Source organism: Pseudomonas sp. 3B-A001-10F, assembly GCF_056313565.1.
In genome coordinates, this window is record NZ_JBQYFW010000042.1 from 39,181 (window position 1) to 48,260 (window position 9,080).

8 protein-coding genes are annotated in these 9,080 nt (G+C 61.5%); all 8 read right to left on the minus strand.

Going from position 1 to position 9,080, the window contains the following annotated elements; all coding sequences use genetic code 11:
- Positions 1-10: 10 nt before the first annotated feature.
- The 8 genes from AC0ZWN_RS26130 to AC0ZWN_RS26165 all read right to left on the minus strand — a co-directional run bounded on the left by AC0ZWN_RS26130 (position 11) and on the right by AC0ZWN_RS26165 (position 8,667).
- Positions 11-202: a hypothetical protein gene (locus AC0ZWN_RS26130; protein ID WP_095047481.1), complete on the minus strand. Its 192-nt coding sequence runs from the start codon at positions 200-202 to the stop codon at positions 11-13.
- A 215-nt stretch (positions 203-417) separates the two neighbouring features.
- On the minus strand, positions 418-1,806 hold the full coding sequence (locus AC0ZWN_RS26135; RefSeq protein WP_099758658.1) for an amidohydrolase family protein: 1,389 nt from the start codon (positions 1,804-1,806) through the stop codon (positions 418-420).
- A gap of 13 nt (positions 1,807-1,819) precedes the next feature.
- Positions 1,820-3,187: a nucleobase:cation symporter-2 family protein gene (locus AC0ZWN_RS26140; protein ID WP_257358201.1), complete on the minus strand. Its 1,368-nt coding sequence runs from the start codon at positions 3,185-3,187 to the stop codon at positions 1,820-1,822.
- A 251-nt stretch (positions 3,188-3,438) separates the two neighbouring features.
- Complete coding sequence (locus AC0ZWN_RS26145) at positions 3,439-4,482, minus strand: CobW family GTP-binding protein (RefSeq protein ID WP_476337225.1); 1,044 nt, start codon at positions 4,480-4,482, stop codon at positions 3,439-3,441.
- Positions 4,483-4,581: 99 nt separating this feature from the next.
- Positions 4,582-5,199 carry a UbiX family flavin prenyltransferase gene (locus AC0ZWN_RS26150; protein ID WP_476337227.1) on the minus strand — a complete coding sequence of 206 codons (618 nt, stop codon included), beginning with the start codon at positions 5,197-5,199 and terminating at the stop codon, positions 4,582-4,584.
- A complete protein-coding gene (locus AC0ZWN_RS26155; protein ID WP_476337228.1) occupies positions 5,196-6,581 on the minus strand; it encodes a UbiD family decarboxylase in 1,386 nt (461 codons plus the stop codon). Before AC0ZWN_RS26155 ends, AC0ZWN_RS26150 begins: the two co-directional genes overlap by 4 nt.
- 246 nt (positions 6,582-6,827) lie before the next feature.
- Positions 6,828-7,733 (minus strand): amidohydrolase family protein, encoded by a 906-nt coding sequence (locus AC0ZWN_RS26160; protein WP_476337230.1) that lies wholly within the window; start codon positions 7,731-7,733, stop codon positions 6,828-6,830.
- A 4-nt stretch (positions 7,734-7,737) separates the two neighbouring features.
- The gene (locus tag AC0ZWN_RS26165) at positions 7,738-8,667 is read right to left on the minus strand and encodes an amidohydrolase family protein (RefSeq protein ID WP_476337232.1); all 930 of its coding nucleotides are present in this window, start codon (positions 8,665-8,667) and stop codon (positions 7,738-7,740) included.
- Between the last annotated feature and the right edge of the window lie 413 nt (positions 8,668-9,080).

Sequence of the window (9,080 nt, forward strand, 5' to 3'; positions counted from 1 at the left end):
AAGCGCAGTGTCAGCCACCGCTGTTGCGACGACGTTCAATACCCTCCGGGCCGCCGATGTCCAGCAACCTTCTTTCCACCAGAACATTCTCAAGGGCCTGACGCTCGACCGGCGCCATTTGGTGTTCACGTTTTTTCAGCTCCAGCAGAATCGGGCTGGACCAGGTGCGGTAGGTCTGTTCGATGTTGCGACGCGACGTCATCAGTCTCTCCTTGAAAAAGAGCCCTGTATTGCGGGCTGGGGCTCTGTCCGATGAGGTAATAACGTTAGTCGAGAAAGCCGAAAGTCGCGAATGCGACGGCTTTATGTGGAAGCGAGCTTGCTCGCGAAAGCGTTGGATCAGTCAATGTTGCAGTGGCTGACAATATGCCTTCGCGAGCAGGCTCGCTCCCACATTGAAGTTGTGGTGGATTGGAATCAGTCGTCGACGTTCATCAGTTGCTGCACACCTTCCCATGCTTCGGCGCGCATGCGTTCGATGTCCAGGCCCGGAATCACGCCGTTCTCCACGACCACGCGGCCGCCGACCAGGCTGTATTTCACCGTGATCGGTTCACCCGCTACCACGGGCGCGACGGCGCTGTCGTGGAAGCCATAGAAGCGTGGATGGTCGAGGCTGTAGATCACCAGATCCGCCGCCTGACCGACTTCAAGTGTGCCAACGGCGCCGAGGCCTAGCACTTGCGCGCCGCCCGCCGTGCCCCAGTGAATGACATCTTCCACCGTGGTCGCCGAGGCGCCTTGTTCTGCGCGGTGGATCAGCCATGCAGTGTTGGCTTCGCCAACCATGCTTCCGGACTCGTTCGAGGCTACGCCATCCACTCCCAGGGAAATCGGCACGCCGGCCTCATACATCTGCGGCACAGGCGCCACGCCGCTGCCCAGCCGAGCGTTACTCACCGGGCAGTGGGAGACGCCGGTGCCGGTCTGCGCGAGCATGCGGATTTCACCGGGTTGTAGATGCACGGCATGGGCGAACCAGACGTCCGGGCCGAGCCATTCGTGCTCGGCGACGAATTCCACCGGCAGGCAATTGTATTTTTCGCGGCAGAAATTCACGTAGTTTTGCGTTTCCGATAAGTGTGTGTGCAGGCGTAAGCCAAGGCCGCGCGCGGTGTGCGCGAGTTCGCGCAACAGGGTTGGCGGCAGCGAGAACGTTGGCGTGGTCGGGGCGACCACCACGCGGCGCATCGCGTCCGGGGTGTCCTGGTGGTACCGCGATTTCAACCGTTCGATATCGCCGACCATTTGCTCAAGGCTTTCCGGTTGCAGTGCGGTTTTCGAGAAGCCCGGATGGGCGCTGGCCGATTCCAGCGCGCCGCCACGGCACAGGACAAAGCGCAGGCCAAACTCATCCGCCAGATCGAACAGCAGATCACCGGTCTCGGTGCTGCCGTGGGCGTGATAGAGGTAATGGTGATCGGCGCAGGTGGTGACGCCGGACAGCAGCAGTTCGACCATGCCCAGCCGTGCAGCGATTCGCGCCAGTTGCGGGGTAAAGCGGTTAAGGCGCGGGTAGGGCACGCTCGCCAGCCAGCCTTGCAGATCCTGATTCAGGCCTTCGGGCACGGCTTTGAGCAGGTTCTGGAACAGGTGATGGTGGGTGTTGATCCAGCCCGGGTAGACCACGCAGTTGCGCGCGTCGATCACCCGTTCGCCGGGTTGTGGTTCAAGGTTCGCGGCCATTTCGGCGATGCGCCCGTTGACCACGCGGATGTCCACGGCGCCGGCCCGCGCGCGGGGGCCGCGCAGGCCGGTCATCACCGCGACCGGGTGCTTGATCAGGATGTTCTGAAGTTGAGTCATGGGCAGCTCCAAACTAAAGGATGTGCGAGGCGGATTTGCTGGCGGTGGTTTCCGCCACACTGACGCCATTCAGCGCGGCGTTGAGCAGCACCGACACCAGGCAGGCGATGACCACGCTGCTGTGCAGGAACGGCTGCGACCACTCGGGGAGTTGTTTGAACAAGGTTGGCGCGAGCACCGGTACCAGCGCGGCGGCGATGGTGAAACCGACGATCAGCACGTTGTAGCGATTGCGCTCGTAGTCGACTTTGGCGAGGGTCTGAATGCCCGCCGCCGCGACTACGCCGAACATCGCAATGCCAGCGCCACCGAGGGCAGCGGTCGGCATCGAGGCGATGATTGCGCCGGCCTTCGGCACCAGGGCAATCGAGCACATCAGCAGGCCGCTGACTGCGACCACCCAACGGCTGCGCACGCCGGTCAGAATCACCAGGCCGACGTTTTCCATGAAGGCGATAAACGGAAACGCGGCGAACATCCCGGCGATGGTGCTGGCCAGGCCGTTGGCGCGCAGGCCATTGATGACTTGTTTGTCCTCGACCGGTTTTTCAACGATGTCGCCGATGGCCACGAACAGCCCCATCGACTCGACCATCTGCACGATCATCACCACCACCATGGTCGCGATCGGGATCAGGCTGAAAGTCGGCAGGCCGAAATAGAACGGGTAGGGTACGGTCAGCCACGGCGCTTCTTCGACGCTGTGGAAACTGCCCATGCCGAGGCCATACGCGAGGCCTGCACCGATCAGCATGCCGATCAGCACCGCCATGTTGCGCAGTAGCGGGCTGCCGTAGCGGTTGACCAGCAGAATCGTCAGCAACACCACCACCGCCACACCGAGAAACGCCGGGGCGCCGAAGTTGCTCGCGTTGCGCCCGCCGCCGACCCATTCATAGGCAATCGGGAACAACTGCAAGCCGATCACGGTGACGATGCAACCGGTCACCACCGGCGGAAAAAATCGCCGCAATCGACCCACGAACGGCGCTATCAGCATGGTGAAAATCCCCGCGCCGATCACCGCCCCGCAGACCCCGGCAAAGCCCACCTCCGGGTTGCTGCCGATGGCGATCACCGGGCCGACGCTACTGAACGCCACGCCTTGCAGAATTGGCAGGCGCACGCCGAATTTCCAGAAACCAACGGTTTGCAACAGGGTGGCGATGCCCGAGCAGAACAGCGTGGTGCTGATCAGCACCACCGTGTCGGCATGAGACATTTTCAAGGCACTGGCGACAATCAACGGCACGGCGATGGCGCCGATGTACGACACGGCCATGTGTTGCAGGCCGAGGGTGAGCATCTGTCGCACCGGTAAAATGCGGTCGACGGGGTGCACGGTGGCGGCGGATTGCGTTGGAGATGGGGCTGACGACATGGGGAAACACCTCTGGCTGTTTTTATGCGGTAGAGAGGGGTATTCGTCTGATGCTGATCAGCTCAAGGACACAGTGGAACCCTGTGGGAGCGAGCTTGCTCGCGAAGGCGATATGTCAGTCAACTGAGAGGTTGAATGTGACGGCCTCTTCGCGAGCAAGCTCGCTCCCACAGGGACTTGTGCAGCCCCAAGTGGCGAACATCAGTCATTCGTGCTGCGAAGCCGCCATCCACCGGCTTCGATGCCTTGTTTCAGCCTGCCAGGCAGGCGGCGAAGCCCTGGTTCAGCGCCGCGCGGTCGAGGTCGCGGCCGATGAATACGATCTTGCTCGAGCGGGGCTCCGTGCCCCACGCGGTCGAGGCGCGGAATTCCACCAGACTGTGCACGCCTTGCAGCACGTAGCGCTGGTCCTCGTTGGCCACCGCCAGCACGCCTTTCATGCGGTACAGATTGTCGGCCTGGGAGGAACGTAGTTCGCTGATCCAGCGGTGGAAAGCCATCAGGTTGACCGCGCCGTCCACGGCGATGCCCACCGATGACACGCTTGGATCGTGTTCGTGATCGGGCGCTTCGTGATGATGATCGTGGTGGTCGTGGTGCTCAGGTTCAGCACCGATTTCCATGAGCTTCTGCGTGCATTCGAATGCGCCGATGCCGAGGATTTTCGTAAGATCGATTTGCGCGTGAGTCGAGGTCACCAGATCCGCTGTGGCGTTCAAGCCACGGATCTTGCCGCGCAGGGTTTCCACTTCCTCAGTGCTGACCAGATCGACCTTGTTGATGACGATCCGGTCGGCGCAGACAATCTGGTCCACCGCCTGATTGTCGACGCCATCGAGTTGCAGATCCTCCAGATGCTGAGCGATGTGTTTGGCGTCGACCATGGTTACGATCGCGTCGAGTTCTACTTCTTCGGCGATCGGGTCATTGATGAAAAAGCTCTGCGCCACTGGATACGGATCGGCCAGGCCACTGGTCTCGATAAGGATGTGATCGAGGCGCACCGGGCGCGCCACCAGTTCGCGGACGATGCGCACCAGGTCCTCGCGAACCTCGGCAGTGCAGCACACGCAGCCGTTGACCATCTCGTAGATTTCTTCGGTCTCGGAGCTGAGGACGAGGTCGCCGTCGATACCGACTTCGCCGAACTCGTTTTCGATCACGGCGATTTTGCGGCCGTGGTTTTCCTTGAGGATGTAATTGAGCAGGGTGGTTTTACCCGCGCCGAGGAAGCCGGTGAGGATGGTCACGGGGATTTTGCTGTTGCGGGTTGGGGCGTTGAATGGGGTGTTCATGGTGAGGCTCCTTTGATTGACCGGTGCACACTGAATTCGGGTGATGCTGCTTTTCTGTAGGAGTGAGCCTGCTCGCGATGGCGGTGTATCAGCCGACATTTATGTGATTGATACAACGTCATCGCGAGCAGGCTCACTCCTACAGGGGGTTGTGTGTTCTCGCCAGCGGGTGGCGACGCCCGCATCGAGGCCGAACAGGTCGAGCACGCGCCCGAGGCTGTGGTCGACCATTTGCGTCAGGTTCTCCGGGCGCGCGTAAAAGGCGGGCACCGGCGGGGCGATGATCCCGCCCATCTCGGTGACGGCGGTCATGTTGTGCAGATGGGCGAGGGTCAGCGGCGTTTCGCGGGCCATCAACACCAGCGTGCGGCGTTCCTTGAGCGTGACGTCGGCGGCGCGGCCGATCAGTCCTGATGACGTGCCGGTGGCGATTTCCGCCAAGGTGCGCATCGAACACGGCGCGACGACCATGCCCAGGCAACGAAACGAGCCACTGGCAATTCCGGCAGCGACGTCATCGGCGCGGTGGTAATGGCTGGCCAGCGCGGTCACGTCGGCCAATTTGTAGTCGGTTTCGTGGGCCATGGTCAGCAGCGCGGCACGGCTGATGATCAGGTGGCTTTCGATGTTCAGCTCGGCGAGCAATTGCAGGAGTCGCACGCCATAGATAAACCCGGACGCGCCGCTGATACCGACCACCATCCGCTGGCGGTTCATGATTCAAGTCCTTTGAGCAGAACCCGCGCGCGTTCGAGTACCTCTTGATCGAGCTGCGCCGTGATTCCGTCAAACCCGGAGCCGCGAGTTGCATCGAGGCCCATCCGCGAGGTGGTGCCATTCACCGAGGACGATGGATCGAGCGGACTGCCCGGCAAGCCATCAATGGTAAAAATATCCAGATGCGGCTGGAAATGCGTGGCCAGCGCCCACAGCACCTGGTTGTCATCGCTGATGTCGATGTCGCTGTCCACCGCGATCACGGTTTTCAGGTACGGATCCCAGCCGAGCAGCGCCAGCATGATCTGCCGCGCCTCGCCGTCGCGGCTCTGATCCAGCGCCACGTAGCAGTGAAAGTGCGTGCCGGAATTGGGGTAATGCACGGCGGTGACGGCGGGGAAACGCGCTTTCAGTTTCTCGCTCATTTCCGCTTCGCGCGGCAGGCGGGCGAGGGTCAGGTGTTCGGCGTAGCGGCCGCCCATGACGTCGACCAGCCAGGCGTCTTTGCGCTTTAACAGCGTATCCACGCGCAGCACGTTGTTGGTCGAACGATCCGAGGAGTAACCGCTGAACTCACCGAACGGGCCTTCCTCGGCGTATGCCGCCGGGTCGATCGCACCTTCCAGCACGAACTCGGCATACGCTGGTACACCGATGCCGTAGCGCGGGGTTTTCACCAGCTCCAGCGGTGCGCCGAACAGTCCGCCAGCCACAGCGCGTTCATCGCTGCCGTAGGGCAAACGTGCAGCGGCGGCGAGCATGAACAACGGATGCGCACCGACGACCATCGCCACGCGCAGTTCTTCGCCACGCTCGCGAGCGGTCTGCAACATCCGCCACAAGTGCCCACGGGAATGCAGGCTGGTCGCAAGTGCTTGCCGGGCGTGGCGCATCGAGCGGTGATAGCTCATGTTGGCGATGCCGGTCAGCGGGTCCTCGGCAATGATGATGGCGTTAGTGATGTATGGGCCGCGATCGCTGGCGAAATGCTTGAGCATCGGCAGCAGCGCCAGGTCCAGCGCTTCGCCTTCGAAGACCTCATCGAGGATCGGACCGCTCTCCACATAGCGTGGTGCGATGGGCTGGTTGGCGCGGGTCTGGAAGGTTTCGTGCAACTGCGCCGCAGTGATGCCGAACAGCCGGGCAATGCGGGTTCGGGAGGCAAACAGATTGGTCGCCACCGGCACACCGAGGTTGCCGACGTGTTCGCAGATCAGCAGTGGATCGCGACCTTGGGCGGCGAGGGCATCGACCAGGGCGGTGACGTCCTGATCGGCGGAAATCGCTGGGGTGACAGTCAGCACATCGTCCGGGTACTCACGGCGATAGGCGTCGATGAACACGTGAAAGTCCTGAGAATCGCCGAGCGTCGAACGGGTCATGGTGTCACCTCGTAAAAAGCAGGCACGCAGGGTTGAGAGGGCGATCGCGCGGCCAGCCGTTGGCCTGCCGGTCGAGCGAACGCCGGGTCATCTTCGTGCCTGTAAAGTCGCTGTGTGCCTGGGTTGAACACTGATCCCCTGTAGGAGTGAGCCTGCTCGCGATAGCGGTGTATCAGTCACTATCACCGCTAAATGACACACCGCTATCGCGAGCAGGCTCACTCCTACAGTGGGGTATGTGTATGGCTACAGATAGGTGGTGGTCAGGCGTATGTCGGCCTCGACCAGATTCTTGGGCGGTGGCGTCGGTTCGATCCCGCACAACCGGGCGATGTTGTTGCCCAGGTAGTCTTCGAGATGATCCTCATCGATGCCCAGGCCTTGCGGCGCCGGTGAGCACAACACCTCAAGTTCGCGCAGCCACATGCCCGGTTCGTTCGGCGGCGAATCGGTGCCAAACACGATCTTGTTGCGCGGCAGCTCCTTGGCGAATTCGACGATCCGCGACTGGAAGCACCAGCCCGATTCGCAGTAAACGTTCGGCGTGTCCATGGCCATCCAGAACGCTTCGAATGAGTAGTTGCCACCAGTCTGGATACCGAAGTGGCCGATGATGAAATTGACCATCGGAAACTCGCGGATGATCGGGTAGAACATCGTCGGAATCGTGTACGGGCCGTCGCCGGTGTGGATCAGCACAACGATGTTGTACTTGGCGCAGACCTTCATCGCCGGGCGCAACCAGTCGAGTGCGCGATCCGGGCGATAGCCGTGCATGTTGGCGTGCAGTTTGAGCATCTTGAAGCCGTATTCCTTGATGTGGAATTCCAGCTCCGCCGCACCGTTTTCCGGCCCCCAGCGCGGGTTGAAGTTGAAGTTGCCGATGAAGCGGTCCGGGTACTTCACACAGAGTTCGGCGACGTAGGACATGTAGTCGCGCACGCCCTCGCGGCCCCGGCGGTTGCCGTCGCGATAACCGGTGTTGCCCGGTGGCGGCTGGATGAAACCCATGTCGATGCGGCGCGGTTTGCCGTTGATCATGTACGGGCCGTCCATCAACTTGAGCATGCGCTCACCGGTGAACGGTTCGCCGGTGTGGCGCCAGGCCTCGTCGACCAGATTGGTGGGGTGCAGATGGGTGTCGATGATCATCGGTTCAGCTCCTGGCCAGTTGAGTAGTGACGGGACGCTTGAGTTGCGCCTCTGCTTCGGAAACGGAACGCGGTGGCGGGGTTGGCTCAAGGCCGATCATCCGCGCGGTGTTGTTGCCCAGATACTCTTCGAGGGTGTCCTCGTCGAGGTTCAGGCCTTGCGGCGGCTCGTGGCAAAGCACTTCGAGCAGGCGCAGCCACATGCCCGGTTCGTTCGGCGGGGTGTCGGTGCCGAAGAGGATCTTGTGCGTCGGCAAGACCTTGGCGAATTCGACGATCCGCGATTGCAGGCACCAGCCGGATTCGCAGTAGACGTTGGGCAATTCCATCGCCCATTGCATCGGTTCGAACACATAGACGCCGCCGGTCTGCACGCCGAAGTGGGCCATGATGAAGTTGACGTTGGGAAACTCCTTGATCATCGGCACCCATTCCGACGGGATGCTGTAAGGCCCATCGCCGGTGTGCAGCTTGACCGGAATGCCCAGCTCGGCGCATTTCTCGAAGCATGGGCGCACCCAGTCAAGTGCACGGTCAGGCCGGTAGGCATGCATGTTGGCCTGCATCTGTACCATCTTGAAGCCGTGTTCCTTGACGTAGCGCTCGATCGCCTCGACGCCGTTTTCCACGCCGCAGCGCGGGTTGTAGACGAAGCAGCCGATGAAGCGGTCCGGGTAGGTCTGGACCATTTTCAGGGTGTAGGCCATGTAGGCGTCGATGGATTCGCGGCCGCTGAGGTCGCCGTCGGTCCAGGTGTAAATCGTGTTGCCCTGCGGTGGCTGGATGAAGGCTTTGTCGATACGGCGCGGCTTGCCGTTGACCATGTACGGGCCATCCATCATCTCCAGCAGACGCTCGCCGGTGAACGGGTCACCGTCATGCCTCCAGGCGAGGTCCACGAGATCCGTGGGATAGCAGCTGATATCGATGATCATTGCAGTCGATCTCCTGATAGCGGGGAAGGGAGCCTTGCGGCTCTCGGCATCCACGTCCCGGGCAATCGGCCGTTGCTATGCGCAAGACATGCGCATTCCCTCGCCTGTTCGCATCCGGCCCGGGTGGGTGGTTGCTGAGGGCGAGTATTGGAAAGGGGGGTGGGTTCGTACAATATTAATTGGGCGGGGTGGTGATACTTGTTCGATATGGACTGTGGATTTAGATCCCGGTGCTGGATCAAGAGCCCCTCACCCCAGCCCTCTCCCGGAGGGAGAGGGGGCCGACTGCAGTGGTCAACTAATTCCGGACACCTCGATAGGTGGTTTTGACGCCATCGCCCGCTCGTAAGCGGTCGGTGGCAGATATCCCAGTTTCGAGTGCAACCGTTCGTTGTTGTAAAACCCAACGATGT